18 protein-coding genes are annotated in these 17,034 nt (G+C 58.8%); 10 read left to right on the forward strand and 8 right to left on the reverse strand.

Annotation, left to right across the window (positions count from 1 at the left end):
* The first annotated feature begins 109 nt into the window (after nt 1-109).
* From ACRZ96_RS04750 to ACRZ96_RS04760, 3 genes are all read left to right on the forward strand, one after another.
* Entirely contained in the window at nt 110-943 is an 834-nt protein-coding gene (locus tag ACRZ96_RS04750) for a TPM domain-containing protein (RefSeq protein ID WP_480771348.1), read from the forward strand.
* A gap of 183 nt (nt 944-1,126) precedes the next feature.
* Nucleotides 1,127-1,450 carry a 2Fe-2S iron-sulfur cluster-binding protein gene (locus ACRZ96_RS04755; RefSeq protein ID WP_170404961.1) on the forward strand — a complete coding sequence of 108 codons (324 nt, stop codon included), beginning with the start codon at nt 1,127-1,129 and terminating at the stop codon, nt 1,448-1,450.
* Between the two features lie 92 nt (nt 1,451-1,542).
* Nucleotides 1,543-2,241, forward strand: coding sequence for an FG-GAP repeat domain-containing protein (locus tag ACRZ96_RS04760; RefSeq protein WP_480814268.1), 699 nt, complete (start codon nt 1,543-1,545; stop codon nt 2,239-2,241).
* A 94-nt stretch (nt 2,242-2,335) separates the two neighbouring features.
* On the opposite strand, the gene purD is transcribed toward ACRZ96_RS04760, so the two are convergent.
* A complete protein-coding gene (gene purD / locus ACRZ96_RS04765; protein WP_170635543.1) occupies nt 2,336-3,598 on the reverse strand; it encodes a phosphoribosylamine--glycine ligase in 1,263 nt (420 codons plus the stop codon).
* A 74-nt stretch (nt 3,599-3,672) separates the two neighbouring features.
* Here purD and xseA point away from each other — a divergent pair, with 74 nt between their 5' ends.
* Together xseA and ACRZ96_RS04775 are read left to right on the forward strand one after the other, a co-directional pair.
* The gene (gene xseA / locus ACRZ96_RS04770) at nt 3,673-5,157 is read left to right on the forward strand and encodes an exodeoxyribonuclease VII large subunit (RefSeq protein WP_170393536.1); all 1,485 of its coding nucleotides are present in this window, start codon (nt 3,673-3,675) and stop codon (nt 5,155-5,157) included.
* A 3-nt stretch (nt 5,158-5,160) separates the two neighbouring features.
* Nucleotides 5,161-5,823 (forward strand): glutathione S-transferase family protein, encoded by a 663-nt coding sequence (locus ACRZ96_RS04775; protein WP_480762274.1) that lies wholly within the window; start codon nt 5,161-5,163, stop codon nt 5,821-5,823.
* Here the strand turns inward: ACRZ96_RS04775 and ACRZ96_RS04780 are convergent.
* The gene (locus tag ACRZ96_RS04780) at nt 5,799-6,179 is read right to left on the reverse strand and encodes a hypothetical protein (RefSeq protein ID WP_255612129.1); all 381 of its coding nucleotides are present in this window, start codon (nt 6,177-6,179) and stop codon (nt 5,799-5,801) included. The genes ACRZ96_RS04775 and ACRZ96_RS04780 overlap by 25 nt on opposite strands.
* A gap of 156 nt (nt 6,180-6,335) precedes the next feature.
* Between ACRZ96_RS04780 and ACRZ96_RS04785 the strand changes: the two genes are divergently transcribed.
* The 5 genes from ACRZ96_RS04785 (at nt 6,336) to ACRZ96_RS04805 (ending at nt 10,563) form a co-directional block, all read left to right on the forward strand.
* Nucleotides 6,336-6,974, forward strand: coding sequence for a lysoplasmalogenase family protein (locus tag ACRZ96_RS04785; protein ID WP_480704476.1), 639 nt, complete (start codon nt 6,336-6,338; stop codon nt 6,972-6,974).
* A gap of 58 nt (nt 6,975-7,032) precedes the next feature.
* Nucleotides 7,033-8,172, forward strand: coding sequence for a signal recognition particle-docking protein FtsY (gene ftsY, locus ACRZ96_RS04790; RefSeq protein ID WP_170404941.1), 1,140 nt, complete (start codon nt 7,033-7,035; stop codon nt 8,170-8,172).
* Nucleotides 8,173-8,260: 88 nt separating this feature from the next.
* Nucleotides 8,261-9,163: a DMT family transporter gene (locus tag ACRZ96_RS04795; protein ID WP_170393546.1), complete on the forward strand. Its 903-nt coding sequence runs from the start codon at nt 8,261-8,263 to the stop codon at nt 9,161-9,163.
* Nucleotides 9,164-9,179: 16 nt separating this feature from the next.
* A complete protein-coding gene (locus tag ACRZ96_RS04800) occupies nt 9,180-9,785 on the forward strand; it encodes an inner membrane-spanning protein YciB (protein ID WP_170393548.1) in 606 nt (201 codons plus the stop codon).
* 109 nt (nt 9,786-9,894) lie between these two features.
* Nucleotides 9,895-10,563, forward strand: coding sequence for a Crp/Fnr family transcriptional regulator (locus ACRZ96_RS04805; RefSeq protein ID WP_170393550.1), 669 nt, complete (start codon nt 9,895-9,897; stop codon nt 10,561-10,563).
* Between the two features lie 229 nt (nt 10,564-10,792).
* Here ACRZ96_RS04805 and ACRZ96_RS04810 read toward each other — a convergent pair whose 3' ends face one another.
* From ACRZ96_RS04810 to rpiA, 6 genes are all read right to left on the reverse strand, one after another.
* Nucleotides 10,793-12,235 carry a Do family serine endopeptidase gene (locus ACRZ96_RS04810; RefSeq protein ID WP_480503421.1) on the reverse strand — a complete coding sequence of 481 codons (1,443 nt, stop codon included), beginning with the start codon at nt 12,233-12,235 and terminating at the stop codon, nt 10,793-10,795.
* Between the two features lie 179 nt (nt 12,236-12,414).
* On the reverse strand, nt 12,415-12,609 hold the full coding sequence (locus tag ACRZ96_RS04815; protein WP_170393554.1) for a DUF2065 domain-containing protein: 195 nt from the start codon (nt 12,607-12,609) through the stop codon (nt 12,415-12,417).
* Entirely contained in the window at nt 12,609-13,505 is an 897-nt protein-coding gene (gene hflC / locus ACRZ96_RS04820) for a protease modulator HflC (protein WP_170393556.1), read from the reverse strand. The genes ACRZ96_RS04815 and hflC overlap by 1 nt, the downstream gene beginning before the upstream one ends.
* On the reverse strand, nt 13,505-14,647 hold the full coding sequence (hflK, locus tag ACRZ96_RS04825) for an FtsH protease activity modulator HflK (RefSeq protein WP_170393723.1): 1,143 nt from the start codon (nt 14,645-14,647) through the stop codon (nt 13,505-13,507). Before hflK ends, hflC begins: the two co-directional genes overlap by 1 nt.
* Before the next feature lie 72 nt (nt 14,648-14,719).
* A complete protein-coding gene (gor, locus tag ACRZ96_RS04830; RefSeq protein WP_170393558.1) occupies nt 14,720-16,078 on the reverse strand; it encodes a glutathione-disulfide reductase in 1,359 nt (452 codons plus the stop codon).
* Nucleotides 16,079-16,207: 129 nt separating this feature from the next.
* Nucleotides 16,208-16,993 carry a ribose-5-phosphate isomerase RpiA gene (gene rpiA / locus ACRZ96_RS04835; protein ID WP_170421048.1) on the reverse strand — a complete coding sequence of 262 codons (786 nt, stop codon included), beginning with the start codon at nt 16,991-16,993 and terminating at the stop codon, nt 16,208-16,210.
* Nucleotides 16,994-17,034: the final 41 nt, after the last annotated feature.

A 17,034-nucleotide genomic window follows, 5' to 3' on the forward strand; every position in this document is an offset into this window, starting at 1 on the left:
TACCGAAAACCATCATCGGCATTTGACACACAACCTTCCAGGGTCGGGCCATATCCCGGTTGCTAGCGTGTCGCTCGGTGATACGCTTCCGAAAAACACGCGGGCAGCCATGAGAATTGTTTTCGTCTTATTAATGATTTGGGCCAATACTGCATTTGGGCAAACTTATCCCGACTATCAAAGCACGACCGTCAACGACTTTGCCAATTTGCTCAGCCCGTTGGACGAGGAGGCACTTGCTGAGCAACTAGATGGGCTCAAACGCGAGACAGGGGTCGAAATGACCATCCTGACACTGCGCACTCAAGGCGACTATGCCGACGGTCTGACGCTCGAACAGTTTGCCACCGGGCTTTTTGACCACTGGGGGATCGGCGACGCTTCTCGAAACGATGGTGTGCTTGTGATGGTCTTACGGGATGACCGGGCTATGCGAATCGAGCTTGGCGCCGCCTATGGGCGCGACTGGGATCACGCCGCGGAACGCATTGTTGACACGCAATTCCTCCCGGCCTTCAAAGCAAACAATTATGCAATCGGGATCAAGGCCGGCACTACGGCTATCATAGATCAGATCATAAAGCCTTTTCGCACTGGCGAGGCCGCGCCCGCCAAGAAAACAAATGATGATCTAGGTCTCTGGATATTTGGCCTCTTTGCCATGATGATTATGATGCTCAAAGGCCGCAATTTCATAAGTGATGGTCTGGTACGACTTCGAACCTGCCCAAAATGTGGGAACCGCAGTCTGCGCCAGAGGCGACGCATCACGCTCTCCGCAAGTACAACGAGGGCCGGTTCGGGTATTCGCCGGATCGAATGCCTAAAATGCGATTACGCTGAAGAAACCAGCTACTATATCCCTCAGGTTTCCCAAAGCTCTGGCGGGGGCGGTTTCGGCGGCGGTCGATCTGGTGGCGGGGGCGCGTCCGGGCGCTGGTAGCACTCATCAGGCAAATTCGTTTTCTCAGTGTTTCCCTGCAATCGCGTCGCCAGGCACGCAAACTTAGCCTTACCAAAGCCGCAAAAATCCAAACACGGCATCCAGAGTCGCAATTGCCACTGGAATCACCTAATTCCCTTCACTAAGAAAGCTCTCGAACATCGCAAAAGGAAGACGCAAGCAATGGCAAAGATCACCTATGTCGAGCACAGCGGTACCGAACATACAGTCGACGTCGCCAACGGGCTGACGGTCATGGAAGGGGCCCGCGACAACAACATCCCCGGCATCGAGGCCGATTGCGGCGGCGCCTGCGCCTGCTCAACCTGCCACGTCTATATTCATCCTGACTGGGTCGAGAGAATCCCCGCCAAGGACGACATGGAAGAAGACATGCTGGACTTCGCCTATGAACCCGACCCGACCCGCTCGCGCCTGACCTGCCAGATCAAGGTCACCGACGCGCTTGATGGTCTGGTTGTGCAGATGCCCGAAAAGCAGATCTGATGCACCCTGATGCGCCGCGCCAGCCCAACCGCCTTTGGCACCGTCGGGCGCGCGGCGCTGTTCTGATGGTTTGCATTTGGCTAACGGGGAATATGCCCGCAGCCAGCGGCGAAACCAAAGTATCTGCTCGCTTCACGGAACCAACAACACGCTACGCCCATGGGGTGCTTGGCGACGCCATCGAATACGGTGCTTTGGAAATCGGCGTCGGTACAAGTCTTTCCTCGGCGGCGCGGCGAAAAGTCGATAGCTCCAAACGCTCGACCGTTACAATACGTCTGCCTGAAGACCGCGTGTTCGAAGATCTTGCCCCACGCCTGGCCGATATCGATCAGGACGGGTTGCCCGAAGTCATCGTTGTAGAGACCCAGCAGCATACGGGTGCTCAACTGGCGATCTATGACGTCAATGGTCAAAAAATCGCCGCCACCCCCCATATCGGCACGCGCAACCGCTGGCTCGCCCCCATCGGTGCCGCCGATCTGGACGGTGATGGACATGTCGAGATCGCCTATGTCGACCGCCCACACCTTGCCAAAACTCTGCGCATCTGGCGTTACAAAGACGGTGAACTCATTGAAATCGCCACAATCCCTGGCCTTACCAATCACAGGATCGGAGAAGATTTCATTTCAGGCGGCCTGCGCCAATGCGAAACGCACCCAGAGCTGATCCTCGCCAGCGCCGACTGGTCGCGGATCATAGGCGTCTCGTACAGCAAGGGCTGGCGACAAAAAGACCACGGACCACTCAACAGTCTCACAGATCTGTCCAACGCACTAAAGTGCTGATCCGCCCTTCATCTGGCCATAAATCTCTTGGGGAGCGCGAGGGGCTGGCCCCTCGCCCCGAAATCATCAAGCCGGGCGCAGCCCGACCGCTAACCTACAGCGCGCGCCAGCCGATGTCGCGACGGAAGAACCCTTCAGGCCAATCAACACCTTCAACCATGTCATACGCCCGGTCGCGTGCGTCTTGCAGCGTTTCCCCACGCGCAGTCACATTCAGAACGCGCCCGCCCGAAGCCTGAACCTTTCCATCAGCCGCCTTTGTCCCCGCGTGGAATACCATGTTGCTACTATCCTCGGCCAGATCGCCCAGGCCGTTGATCACAGTGCCTTTTTCATAAGAACCAGGATACCCCTTTGCCGCCATCACGACCGTGATGGCGTGATCGTCGGCCCAGTTCACCCGCGTCTCAGCCAAGCGACCCTCGGCCGCCGCGTGCATCAGGTCCATGGCCTGAGCGCCAAGGCGCATCATCAGCACCTGACATTCGGGATCTCCGAACCGCACGTTGTACTCCACTAATCTGGGCTGACCATCCCTGATCATCAAACCGGCGTAGAGCACACCCTGAAACGGTGTCCCGCGCCGCTTCATCTCGGCCACCGTCGGGTGCACGATCTGATCCATCGCAAGGGCCTCGATCTCGGCGCTCAGCACCGGGGCCGGAGAATAGGCGCCCATCCCGCCAGTGTTCAGCCCTGTATCGCCCTCGCCAACGCGTTTGTGGTCCTGTGCGGTGCCAATCGACAGGATATCCTCTCCGTCACAGAGCACGAACAGAGACGCCTCCTCGCCCTCCATGAACTCCTCGATCACCACTTCGGCCCCCGCGCCACCAAAGGCTCCGCCGAACATGTCGTCAATCGCGTCCAGGGCGGTTTGCTCGTCCATCGCAACGATCACGCCCTTCCCGGCAGCCAGCCCATCGGCCTTGACCACGATCGGGGTCCCCTGCGCACGGATGTATTCCTTGGCGGGCTCAGCCTCGGTGAACCGGGCATAAGCCGCCGTCGGCGCGCCGGATGCGTCACAGATTTCCTTGGTGAAACTTTTTGAGGCCTCCAGCCGCGCCGCTTCTGCCGAGGGCCCGAAAACCAGCACACCCGCTTCGCGCAGCCGGTCAGCAACCCCTGCGGCCAAAGGCGCTTCGGGGCCAACGATCACGAAATCAATCGCGTTTTCCTCGGCAAAGTTGACCACAGCACCGCCATCCTCGATATCCAACGCCGCGCACTCTGCGATCTGGGCAATCCCGGCATTCCCCGGCGCCACAATCAGGCGATCACATTTGGGGTTTTGCATCACCGCCCAAGCCAGACTGTGCTCGCGTCCACCGCTGCCGAGAATGAGGATATTCATGAATCGCTCCGATCTGCTTGGCCTTGCCTGCGCGGCGTTCTAAGCTGCGCAGAGATTTGACACAAGGCGCTGAAATGTCCGACCTGCTAGATGACCCGATTCCGGGTCAGAACACCCCTGAATACACTGTCTCGGACATCTCGGGCGAGGTGAAGCGCACGCTCGAGGGCACCTTTGGCCGAATCCGTGTGCGTGGAGAAGTGGGCCGCGTGTTCAAGGCCCGCTCGGGCCATCTGTATTACGACATAAAGGACGACCGGAACGTGCTGGCCTGCACAACTTGGAAAGGGCAGATTTCTGGTCTTTCAGTTGTTCCCGAAGAAGGCCTCGAGGTTGTCGTCACCGGGCGCCTGACAGCTTTTGGAGCCCAGTCGAAATACAACCTGAATGTCGATGAAGTCGCCGTCGCCGGGCAAGGCGCGCTGATGGCATTGCTGGAAAAGCGCAAAAAGCAGCTCGAATCCGAAGGCTTGTTTGCGGCTGAACGCAAGAAACCCCTGCCCTACTTGCCGCAGATCATCGGCGTTGTCACTTCGCCCTCCGGTGCGGTGATCCGAGACATCTTGCATCGGCTGCGTGATCGGTTCCCGCGCAAAGTACTGATCTGGCCCGTCGCGGTTCAGGGGGCAAACTGTGCCCCCGAAGTGACCCGCGCCATCGAGGGCTTCAATCAACTCACACCGGGCGGGGCCCTCCCGCGACCCGACCTGATTATCGTCGCGCGCGGCGGTGGGTCCATAGAAGACCTCTGGGGCTTCAACGAAGAAAGCGTCGCGCGCGCGACTGCAGCCTCAGAAATCCCGCTGATCTCGGCCGTCGGGCACGAGACGGACACCACCCTGATCGACTATGTCTCGGACCGCCGCGCGCCTACGCCAACCGCCGCTGCCGAACTTGCCGTACCGGTCCGCATGGAACTGCTGGCTTGGACCAACGAACAAGGGGCCCGCCTGTCGCGCGCCTCCACGGATGCCGTGCAACGCCGCAGCCAGCGTCTGCGCGACCTGTCCCGAGCCCTGCCCCGCCCCGATACACTGCTGGAAAGCCCGCGCCAAAGGCTCGACCAAATCTCGGAACGCCTGCCCAACGCGCTGATCCGGGGTGTTCAGAACCGCCGCGTCAAACTGCTGGACAGTGCGGCGCGTCTGCGCCCCTCGACCCTGCGCAGCTTTGTCGAAACCCGCCGCGATCGCTGGCGCAACCTGTCCTCACGCCTGTCACTGCGCCCGATCCAGCGCGAGCTGGAAACACGGCGCGACGCTCTGAATCGCCTATCCGAACGCCTGAACACCGGGCAATCCACGCGATTGGACCGCCTGCGCCAGCAGATGGACGCCACCGACCGCCTACGTGAAACGCTGAGCTACAAGGCGACGCTCGGGCGTGGCTACGCCGTCGTGCGCGCCGAAGGAGAGGTCATCACAACCAAAGCTCAAGCCTCCGGTCACGCTGTTCTTGAGATCGAATTCGCTGACGGTCGCCTCAGGACCGGGGCTGCGGGCAAGGCGCCACCCAAGAAATCCAAACAGGCACCTCCTGATCAGGGATCGTTGTTCTGACCGATGTTGACGATCTGGGGCCGTAAAACATCCTCGAACGTTCAGGCCCTAATGTGGTGCGTGGGTGAGCTTGGCCTAGAATACCAGCGTCACGATCTTGGCCATCGCTTCGGCGGGCTGGACACTGCAGCGTTTCGGGCACTGAACCCAAACAAAACCATCCCCGTCCTGCAAGATGGCGACAACCCACCGCTTTGGGAAACCGGCGCCATCCTGCGATATCTGGCCACCCAATATGGCGAACAGGCATTCTGGCCTTCAGATCCTGCCCGGCGCGCCACGATCGACAAATGGGCCGAATGGGCGAAACTCAACGTGGCGATGGCGTTTACCGTTCCGGTGTTCTGGCAAATTGTGCGAACACCCGTTGAACAGCAGGACCAAACAGCGATCCATCGGGCCGTCAGCGATTTGGAAATCAAACTGGCAATCGCAGACAAGGAGCTGGACCAAAACACGTTCCTTGGGGGTGAGCAATTTACACTGGCGGATATACAGCTCGGCCACGTCCTTTACCGCTACTACGATATTGACATCGTCCGCGCACCGTTACCGCATTTGCGTCGATACTATGAACGGCTAACCGAAAGGCCCGCGTTTCAACATCACGTCATGCTGGACTATGAAGACCTGCGACCATTTCAGACCCCGACATCCGGTCCGTAGCACAACATCTCTTCGCCAATATCCTCGGCCTCGTACAACTCGGTCGCTGTCGGATCGCCCTCGAATTGTGCGATCAAACCGCCCCCGGATTGCCAGAAAACCCAGCATTGCGGCGCCAGTTGATCCTCATAGATGAAACAGATCTGATCTTCCTGCTCGTACCAAACTCCGTTCATGCAATTGCCATCCAGAAATGACCAGATGACTCGGCGGTCTGGCAGATACCGTTCGACTCCGTAGGCCTGCCCATCGAACCCGTAATACAAAGTCTTCCCACGCGTATACGCATCGAATTCAGGCCCTGTCAGAGGCGACTGTGCCGCAACGGGCTGAGCGAAAAGGGTCAGCAGAATCATGCAAGTTCGGATCATGGTCACACTGTGTCAGAAGCAACCCACAAGTGCCATTCAACCTTTCCACATCGTGGCGATCGGCAAGATAACTCCACGTCACGCCTTGATGCACCGCCGAGATCATGGCGATGATTGACTCAAAAACATCGGGGACGCACCATGACGACACTTCTTTTCTGGATTGCGGCGGCCTGCGCGCTGGCCTACCTGCCACTTACCGCGCGCCCGGCCGGCACCCTGCGTAGCATGCTGAAAACAGCATCGGTCGTGCTGCTGGCAGGCGTCGCCATACTGGCAAGCGCGCCATGGCTCCTGATCCTCGCCCTCACCTTCTGCGCGATAGGTGATGCCCTTCTGTCACGCGAAACCGACAGCACATTCATGGCAGGCATCGGTGCATTTGCTGCGGGGCATTTGGCCTATATCGCCTTATTTTTGACGAGCCCCAGCAGCAGCCCTGAACAGATCTTCGACCACCCCGCGATCTTCTGGTCCCTGATCATCCTGGGCATCGTTATGGCCACGCTGCTCACCCCCCGCGCCGGAGACCTCAAAATCCCCGTCCTCGCTTATATTCCAATCATCCTGGGCATGGGCATCACCGTTCTTGCCCTTCCCGAAACTGGAGCCTTACGCTGGGCCCTTCCCGCCGCGATGGCCTTCATCGCCTCGGACCTGGCGCTTGCGACTGAAAAGTTCCTGCTACCTGCCAATCACCCGACCCTGAAGCTTACGCCCTATCTGGTCTGGCCGCTTTACTGGGCTGCCCAAGCCGGGTTTCTGATCGCCTTCACCTGACCCTTTGCAACTGCCTTCAATCCACATTAGGTGAAGGGAACACCTGCGGAGATCAAAAATGGCGTTTTTCTCAAAGCTCAAGGACAAGCTGTTCAAATCCTCATCGCGCCTCGAAGAGGGGCTGGATGCAATTGTCGAGGATGGCGGCGAGGAAACCCCAAATCCTGATCCGGTGATCCCCGAACCAGAGCCCGAACCGCAACCGGTTCCCGAAGTACCTGAACCCACGCCCGCGCCCCAACCGGTCGAGCCTCCCGCTCCGATCCCGGCTGATCCCACACCGGCGCCTCCACCCCCAGAGGTTCCAGAATCCAAGGGCTTGATGGGTCGCCTGTTCGGCCGAAATGAATCCAAGACCGTTGTCCGCCGCACGCTGGACGACGACATGCTGGAGCAACTCGAAGAGCTTCTGATCGCCTCGGATATGGGCGTCGACACCGCCTTGCGCGTTACGTCCAACATGGCCGAGGGCCGCTTTGGCCGCAAACTCTCGACCCAGGAAATCAAACAGCTGCTGGCGCAGGAGGTTGCCCGCGTGATGGAACCCGTGGCCAAACCAATGCCGATCTACCCGAAACGCCCGCAAGTGGTGCTGGTTGTTGGCGTCAACGGTTCGGGCAAAACTACGACAATCGGCAAGCTTGCCAGCCAGTTCAAAGCCGCCGGCAAGAAAGTCGTCATCGCCGCCGGAGACACATTCCGCGCCGCCGCCGTCGAACAGTTGCAGGTCTGGGGTGACCGCGCAGGCGTGCCCGTACTGACGGCACCCGAAGGGTCCGACCCTGCCTCGCTCGCCTTCGATGCACTGACCAAGGCCCAGAACGAAGGTGCTGACCTTCTGATGATCGACACCGCAGGCCGCCTGCAAAACCGCGCCGACCTGATGGAAGAGCTGGCCAAAATCGTCCGCGTCATCCGCAAGGTTGACGACACCGCACCGCACAACACTCTGCTGGTGCTGGACGCCACCACCGGGCAAAACGCCCTCAGTCAGGTCGAAACCTTCCGCAAACTGGCTGATGTCTCGGGCCTCGTGATGACCAAACTGGACGGCACAGCCAAAGGCGGCGTGCTGGTCGCCCTCGCCGACAAGTTCGGCCTTCCGATCCACGCCATTGGTGTCGGTGAGCAAATCGACGACCTCGCCCCGTTTGATCCCGAAGAATTCGCCGCCGCCCTGACGGGCTTACAATCCTGATCCGCCCCTTCATCTGGCCGAAAATACCTTCGGGGGGCGTGGGGGGCAGACAGCCCCCCACTCTCTCCGCCCAAGCGAAAGCCCCGATTTGAGCGACTGGCTGATCTCCCTCGAAGGCACCGAAGCAGGCCACCAACTCGCCCTCGCGCTCGCGCTGATGGCGGCCTTCCTGCATGCGGTTTTCGGTGCACTGCAAAAAGGCCGCCACGACCCGTGGATGTCGCGCGGGGCGATCGATGCCTGCTACTGCCTTATGGCGATGCCATTCGCCTTCTTTATCGTGCCATGGCCCGAACCTTACATGTGGCCGATCTTTGGCGTCGTTTGGCTGATCCATATCGGCTATAAGGTGCTGCAGGCGATGGCCTACACCAAAGGCTCCTATACCGTTGTCTATCCGGTCGTGCGCGGTACTGGCCCGCTCTTCACCGTGATCGGAGCCTATCTTTTGTTCGGTGAAACCTTCTCGGCCATCCAATGGCTTGGAGTCGCGACGCTTCTTGCGGGTATCTTCGGCCTTGCCGCCTATAACCTGCGCTACCTTGAGACCAATCGAGATACGCTGCAAATCGCGCTGGTGCTGGCGGTCGTCACGGGCCTCTTCGTGGCGCTCTATACGACCTATGATGCCTACGGTATCCGCGCTACGGCCGATCCGTTCACCTTCCTAGCGTGGTTCTTCATGATCGACGGGGCCGCGATGCCGATCTATGCTGCGCTCAGATACCGCGCAATGATCCACCGCCCTGCGCTTGGACCTCTGATGCTTCGCGGGTTCGCGGGCGGCATCATCGCGCCGATGTCCTTCGGTGCCATCATGCTCGCCACGCGACTGGACAAGGTCGGAGAGGCGGCGGTCCTGCGCGAAACCTCCACCGTTTTCGCAGCACTCATCGGCTGGCTGGTGCTGAAAGAAACTGTCGGCCCCAGACGCATTGCGTTGATGGCATTGATTGCACTCGGCGCAGTAATAGTTGAAATGGGCGGGTAAGCAGCAGGTTGGAATCATGGCAGAGAAAAAAGACATCAACCCATTCCTCAAACAGGTACTGGAACTTGGCCCCCCACTGGCCTTCTTCTTCATCTACCTGCGCCTGCGTGATGACAATTTCGTGATCGGCGGCACCGAGTATTCTGGGTTCATCGTCGCCACCATCCTGTTCGTGCCGCTGATGCTGGCTGCCATGGGCATCCTCTGGTACCTGACTGGCAAACTCAGCCGGATGCAGATTTTCACCGCATTCATGGTGATTTTCTTCGGCGGCCTCACCGCGTGGTTCAATGACGAGCGGTTTTTCAAGATGAAAACAACGCTGGTCTATGGCTTCTTTTCCGCCATCCTCGGGATCGGGCTTTTGCAGGGGAAATCCTACCTGGCATATGTTCTGGACGAGATGCTACCCATGCAGCACGAGGGCTGGATGATCCTCACCCGGCGTCTGTGTGCCTGTTTCGCGGTACTGGCCGCAGCCAATGAATTGGTCTGGCGCACGATGTCAACGGACCTATGGGTCAAGATCGAAACCTTCGGCTTTCCCATTGCCTTGATGGCGTTTCTGATGATGCAGTTCAACCTGCTGCAAAGCTATATGGATGATCCCGACAAGCAATAACTGTTCTTGCCCAAGCGTAACAAGCTAACAAAATTTCTTGGCTTAAGCTTGAAGCTGTGAAAAGTTGGGTCACCACCCGCACCACTCAACCCCGGAGATCAGCGCCCGAATGATGGCATTTCCCAACAGTGGATTCCTGTCCGAAGCCTCTGAAGAGCTGCGCACCATGCTGGCAGCCCAGGCCACCGAAGTCACATTGGATCGGGGCGATGTCCTGTTCGAGCAGGACGATGAAGGCGATGCGCTCTATGCCATTCTTTCCGGTGCGCTCGAAGTGTCATTTCTTGCGTCGAGCGGGCGCAAGCTGTCTCTCAGCATGATGCGCCCAGGTGAGGTGTTCGGGGAAATCGCGTTGTTCGACAGCGGTCCCCGCACCGCAACCGTAACAGCAGCTGAGCCCTCCAAAGTCCTGCGCGTTCGCCAGAAAGACATGATGGCGCAGATCCGGGAACACCCTGACCTTGCGGTGGATCTGATCCGCTTGGCCGGTCTTCGCATGCGCTATATGGGCGCTCAATTGAACGAGCAGGTATTCCTGCCGATGCCGATCCGACTGGCGCGCAAGCTTTTGCACCTGGCAGGACAACAGGACAGCCCAACGGCACGTATCACGCTTTCGCAGAGCGAATTGGCCGAATTTGTCGGTGCGACGCGTGAGGCAGTGTCAAAGACCATTTCGACATGGAAACGCGACAATGTCGTCGAAGCTTCGCGCGGCGGGCTGCAGATCCACGACTTTGACGCGCTGCGGCAACTGGCCGAATCCGATTTAATCTAAATTTTCGGCACAGATGTGATCCGCTTCACATACGCAGCTTTAAGATTGCCCTAAGGTCAATCCCGTTACCGTAGGAGGTCGGTTTTATCATCCCCGATATCTGTCCACCGACCTCTCCCTGTACAGAGCCATATGCCTTCCCCGGCATATGGCTTTTTTCTTTACAAAGTATGAAAAAGGCCGGGAAAATATCCCGACCTTCTAATTTCAGATCTGTTCGCTGAGTTTATTATTCTAGGCTCAGCGCTACGAACCGGGGTTCCCCGCCCCGCCGCACCAGCAGCAACAGAGATTTGCGTCCTGCTTCACGCGCCTCATCCATCCGCGTCTCCAGATCAGTGATCGAAGTCACCTTCTGCTGCCCCGCCTCAGTGATAAGATCACCGGCGCGCAGACCCTTTTCAAAGGCTTCCGAGGATTCATCAACATTGGTCACCAACAATCCTTCGGCGTCGGCATCCAGACCCAATTCCTCGCGCTGGCTATCCCCCAGCGGAGCGATGGTCAGGCCAAGAATATCCTTGTCTTCCTCCGTCGGCGTTTCGGCTTCCGGCTCTTCGCCGTTCTCGGCACGTTCGGCGTCTTCGCGGCGGCCCAGCGTCACCAGCACGGTTTGGGTGCCTCCATCACGGTGCACGACCACACGCACGGATTTGCCAACGGTGGTCTCTCCCACCTGCCGCACAAGGCCGCGTGTATCCTCGACCTCGACGCCATCAAAGCTGATGATCACGTCTCCGGCCAGCAGGCCCGCTTCTTTTGCCGGGCCGTCCGGTACATCGCTGATCAACGCACCTCCGGGTTTGTCCAGCCCCATCGCCTCGGCCATATCCTCGGTCACGTCCTGAATGCGCACGCCCAGCCAACCGCGGCGGGTCTCCCCGAACTCACGCAGTTGATCAACGACCTTGATCACCACGTTAGAAGCCATCGAGAAACCAATCCCGATCGAGCCGCCATTGGGCGACAGGATCGCAGTATTTACGCCGATCACCTCGCCATTCATGTTGAACAGCGGCCCACCCGAGTTGCCCCGGTTGATCGCAGCATCGGTCTGGATGTAGTCATCATATGACCCGCTCAGTGCCCGATTCCGGGCCGAGATAATCCCTGCTGACACCGAAAAGCCTTGCCCCAGCGGGTTCCCCATCGCGATCACCCAATCGCCCACGCGGGCAATGTCGCTGTCACCGAACTGCACGTATTTCAGCGGCCCTTCCGCCTCGACTTTCAGCAGCGCGATGTCGGTCTTTTCGTCCCGGCCGATTACCTTGGCAACCAAATCTTTCGCGGGCTGGCCATCACCGGGAAAAAACTCGACCAATATCTCATCGGCTTCGGCAATCACGTGATTGTTGGTGACGATATAGCCGTCTTCCGAGATCACGAAGCCCGAGCCCAGCGCATTGCTGCGACGTGGACGATTTTCATTGTCCCCGCCATTGCGATCCTGAAACTCTCGGAAAAAGTCTTCGAATGGTGAGCCCTCAGGCACGATCCCTTGCGGGCCAGTCTGGCCTTCGATCAGTGTCGACGTGGTGATATTGACCACCGCAGGGCTAATCTGTTCAGCCAGCGGCGCCAGGCTATCACCCCGTGCCTGCGCGGACACAGATTGAGCCAAAACCAGCAGCACCCCCACTAAGGTCAGCCACATCAGCCGCATCTTCATAACAAAATCGTCCCGTCGGACGGACACACTGCGCGCCTTAGCCTGCACTTGGGGTCTCCTTGTTGACTAATTCTCTGTTGGCATCACCTGGATGCCCTTCTTTGCAACCAATGTAGTCAGTTTGTCCCGGCCCGCAACTCGGGATCGCGGGGAAATCACCGGTGCGTGAAACCATCGCATCAAAAACCGACCTGATATGCGCCCCACAGCAGCACCAGCCCACTGACCACACAAAGCAGCCCGACCAGCCGCCGCGCCTGTTCCGGCAACGCGCGCAGCGCCTCAAGCATGCGTTCTATAAGCGAAGGGGCCAGCGCATAGGCCAGCCCCTCGACAATCAGTACCAGCCCGAAGGCCAGAAGGATCATGCCCATCACTCAGCGGCCGCAGCTGCCGGTGCCCGACGCCCGGTCGGAGAAGCAAGGTAGTTGAAGAACTCCGAGTCCGGGCTCAGGATCAACGAGCTGTTGCTGCCTTGCAGGGCATTCTCATAGGCGGTCAGCGAACGGTAGAATTCAAAGAACTCCGGATCGGCACCATAGGCTTCGGCGAAGATCGCGTTGCGTTCGGCATCGGCCTCACCGCGAATGATCTCGGCCTCACGGTTGGCGTCGGAAACCAGTTCAACCACGGTCCGGTCGGCCTGCGCGCGCACACGCTGCGCGGCTTCGTTACCGCGGGCGCGTTCGTCGGTCGCTTCACGTTCACGTTCTGCCTTCATCCGGTCAAACGTCGCCTCAAGGTTGGCCTGCGGCAGATCGGTCGCCTTCAGACGCACATCGATTACGTTCACGCCCAGCGCACGTGCCTGTGCAATCGCGCTGTTGCGGATACGCAGCATCAGTGCGGCACGATCCGAACTCAGGATGTCACGGGACGAAACCGAACCCAGTACTTCGCGGGTTTCGGCGCGCAGAATGCGGTCCAGACGATCCTCGGCAACCGGGATACCGCCGACACCAACGGCCTGACGGAACTGTTCCAGATCAGAAATCCGGTAGCGTGCGAAGGCATCGACCACCAGACGACGATCGTCCAGAGGCGTCACTTCCAGCGGCTGAACGTCAATCGACAGGATACGGTCGTCATACCGCACCACTTCCTGAATCAGCGGGATTTTGAATGCCAGCCCCGGATCTTCCTTAACCGCAACAACGCGACCAAATTGCAGAACCAGAGCGCGTTCACGCTCGTCCACGATGAAGATCGAGGACAGAACACCGACAATCGCAAGAAAGATGATCGGCAGAATAAACGTTGTCTTACGCATCAGTTGCTCTCCCCTGCAGGGTTACGGCGCAACTCGTTGAGCGGCAGATAAGGCACAACGCCCTGCCCCGATCCTGTCGAGTTTTCATCCAGAATGATCTTGTCCACATCACCCAGCACCTGCTCCATGCGTTCCAGATACAGACGTTTGCGGGTCACATCAGGCGCTTTGGAATATTCCTCCAAAACCGCGCTAAAGCGGCTGGCTTCACCCTGTGCACCGTTGATCTGCTGGGCACGATAAGCTTCGGCCTCTTCCAGTACCTGCGCGGCTTCACCACGCGCTTCGGCCAGAACGCGGTTGGCATAAGCGTCAGCAACGTTCTGCAACCGGTCACGCTCCTGCGCGGCGGCCTGAACGTCGCGGAACGCGGCAATCACGTCCTGTGGCGGGTCGGCCTTGTCAAAGTTCACACGAACGATGTTCACACCCGAATCGTAGCTGTCCATAGTCTCCTGAATCAGCTCCTGCAGGCGATCAGCAATGATGCCACGATCCCGGTTCAGGATCGGGGCCAGCTCGCTTTGGGCAATAATCTCACGCATCGCCGATTCAGACACGGCGCGGATCGTCTGGCGCGGATCACGCAGGTTGAACAGGAATTTCGCCGGGTCGTTGATGTTCCAGACAACCTGATAGTCGATATCGACCACATTCTCGTCACCGGTCAGCATCAAACCATCGTCGCTGCCACGGGCACCGCCCATGTCTTCGTTCTGTTCGCGGGTCACCGGAATGACCTCGGCGGTCACAAACGGCCACGGGGCAAAGTTCAGGCCCGGGTTTCCGACCGCCGAGAATTCGCCCAGAAACAGCTCAACCGACTGTTCTTCCGGTTTGACGGTATAGAAGCTTGCCAAACCCCAAAGACCAGCCGCAACCAGCAGACCGATCGCAACAGTCCCTTTGGTAAACGCGGGGCCACCACCGCCGCCCGAACCATTCGTACCACGGCCACCGCCGCCACGACCGCCCATTAGGACGCGCAGCTGCTCCTGGCCTTTCTTCATCAGCTCATCGATCTCGGGGATCTGCGGGCCGTCACCTTCGGGGGGCTTGCGCCCATCCCCGTTATTACCCCGATTTCCTCCGCCTCCGGATGAGCCTCCGCCCCCCCAGGGGCCGCCGCTGTTGCCCGCCATATGTATCTTTTCCCTTGTGTTGGACCGTGTGATCACGGGTTCCCTTGTAACGTGTGTGCGCGCGCTTGCAAATCAAGCCGTGCGCACAGGTTGCCGCATTGTCACCAGTTCTTCGGCCATCACCGGATGAACTGCAACCGTACGGTCGAAATCTTCTTTGGTGGCACCCATCTTTACGGCAATTCCGGCAAGTTGGATCATCTCACCCGCGCCCGGCGCAACGATGTGACAGCCGAGTATTTTCCGAGTCTCTTGCGACACGATCAGCTTCATCAGCACGCGCTGTGTGCCTCCTGCAAACGCCTTCTGCATGGGCTTGAATGAGGTCGCATAAACCTCAATCGGTTCCTGTTCCGCAGCCGCTTCCTCGCTGAGGCCCACAGTACCCATTTCCGGCTGGGTAAAGATGGCGGTCGGGATCAGTTCGTGATCAACGGGCGTTGGGTTGCCTTTAAAGACGGTCTCGACAAAGGCCATGCCTTCGCGGATCGCCACAGGGGTCAGGTTCACCCGATCGGTTACATCACCAATGGCAAATATCGAGGGCACGCCTGTCTGGCTGTACTCATCCACGATGATCTCACCCTTGCGACCGCGCGCGACGCCCAAAGCCTCAAGCCCCAGATCATCCGCATTCGGCGCGCGACCCGTGGCATACATCACAACATCGAACAGCTGCTCGGAGCCATTTGTGGCCTTCACCCAGATTTTGTCGCCTTGCTTTTTCATCTCAAGCACGTTGGTACCCAGATGCAGATCGATCCCGTTCTGGCACATCTCTTCACTGATCAGCCCGCGCGCCTCATCATCAAAGCCCCGCAGAATCTGCGCCCCGCGATAGAACTGAGTCGTTTTGACCCCCATCCCATTCATGATCCCGGCAAATTCACAGGCGATATAGCCACCGCCAACGATCAGCATGGATTCGGGCAGTTCCTCCAGGTGGAAAATCTCATTCGAGGTGATCGCAAGATCGGATCCGGGGAACTCGGGTACAACCGGACGACCGCCCGTTGCGACAAGAATATGCTTGGCCGTCTTCCGGGTACCATCAGCCAGTTCAACCGTATGTGGATCAACGACATGGGCACGCTGGTCGAAACTTTCGACACCATTGTTCTTCAGGATATTGCGGTAGATACCTTCCAACCGATCGAGCTCTGCGTGCAGCTTAACTTTGAAAGTGTTCCAGTTGAACGCACCCGGCTGCATGTCCCAGCCATAAGCCTGCGCGTCCCCAACCGTATCCGCGAACTCGCTAGCGAAAACCATCAGCTTCTTGGGTACACAGCCACGGATCACGCAGGTTCCGCCGTAACGATCCTCTTCCGCCAGAGCCACCTTGGCGCCGTTTTCACCCGCCGCCACCCGTGCCGCGCGAACTCCGCCCGAGCCGCCTCCGATGACGAACAGATCATAGTCAAAGCTCATGTACGAGTTCCTTTTATTCCGCGTGGCCAAAATTCACTGGATATCTGGGCGCAAATCCTGAACTGCCAACCCCTGGCGCGGGAAATAGTGATTTTTCTTCTGCAGTTTATCGCGCTACTTGCCTGATCTTTAGTCCGCCAGATCGGAAAACAGGTTGTCCCCACCGTCACCCAGCATATCGGTCAGGACTGTACCCTCATTGATATCACGCAATTCGACCCGGCCATCGCCATAACCAATGACAACCTTGTCGCAAATATCAATGAACAGCCCATTTTCGACCACACCCGGGATCTGATTCATCACCAGTGCCAGTTGGCGGGCATTGCCGATCCGCTTGAGATGCAGGTCCAGAATGTGATTGCCCTCATCCGTAACCTTGGGTGCCTCACCGTTCATCCGCAGCGTGACCGAGGTGCCCAGCACATCCATCGTGTCCAGCGCTTCTTCAATCAGGGTGCGGGTGGTCTGCCAGCCGAACGGGATCACCTCGACCGGCAAAGGGAATGCGCCCAGCGTCTCAACCTCTTTGCCTGCATCCGCGATCACCACCATCTGATCGCTGGCTGTGGCCACAATCTTTTCCTGCAACAGCGCAGCACCACCGCCCTTGATCAGGTTGAACTCGCCATCAAACTCATCCGCGCCGTCGATTGTCAGGTCCAACCAGCCGGCCTGATCCAGCGAGACGACCTCGATCCCTTCTTCCCGCGCCAATTGCGCCGTCGCGGTCGATGTCGGAACGCCCTTGATTTTCAACCCTCCATCGCGCACCCGTTCACCCAGGCGGCGCACCAACCATGCGGCGGTCGAGCCTGTCCCCAATCCCACACGCATCCCGTCCTGAACAAGATCGGCGGCGCGACAGGCAGCAACGTATTTCGCTTTGTCGATGGGCGACAAGTCTCTGGTCATGGCAGCTTCCCCCAAGAATACTGCCAGACTTATACGGAATG

The sequence above is a fragment of the Ruegeria sp. CF1 genome (assembly GCF_056537445.1).